Genomic DNA, 505 nt, shown 5'->3' with positions numbered 1-505 from the left:
CTCCTTCGGTACCCGCCTCAACCTGGAGACCTCCGACCTGGACCTGGGCATCGGATACCCGGTCGAGGACCGCGACCGCCTGCGGGCGGCCCTTGCCCCCCACACGACGTTCCTGGGCGAGCGCAAGACCCGCTACTCCACCTCCCGTCTCGTCTTCTCCTTCAGGCTGGACGGCATCGAGATCGACCTGAGCGCACTCACCGTCGACGACTTCGCCATCGCCTGCCGGATGCTTGACCAGATCGACGTGACCATGACCCCGGACGAGCGCATCGCGCACACCTGGGTCAAGCACCTGCTGCGCAGCTCGGGCCGGACCGAGGAGTACGCGACCTGGAAGCTGACCACGTACGCCCGCTTCTGCCCGGAGTTCAACTGGGTGCCCATCCCGGAGAAGACCGGCGGCGCGTGAGCGCGCGAGCCTGGGTACCCCGCCCGCGACACAGTGGTGGGACACCCAGGCTCGGCGCTGGCTCAGTCCGCACATGAGTCCGCTGCGTTGATC

At 68.1% G+C, this 505-nt stretch carries 1 pseudogene; it reads left to right on the top strand.

The features are described 5' to 3' along the window. Positions 1 to 412, top strand: a pseudogene (locus tag IE260_RS41345) (hypothetical protein); the annotation flags it as partial. Positions 413 to 505: the final 93 nt, after the last annotated feature.

Origin of the sequence: Streptomyces viridiviolaceus (assembly GCF_014650995.1) — a bacterium.
GTDB lineage: Bacteria > Actinomycetota > Actinomycetes > Streptomycetales > Streptomycetaceae > Streptomyces > Streptomyces viridiviolaceus.
Note: the sequence above shows the minus strand (reverse complement) of the source record. Positions and strands in the feature narration are given on the sequence as shown.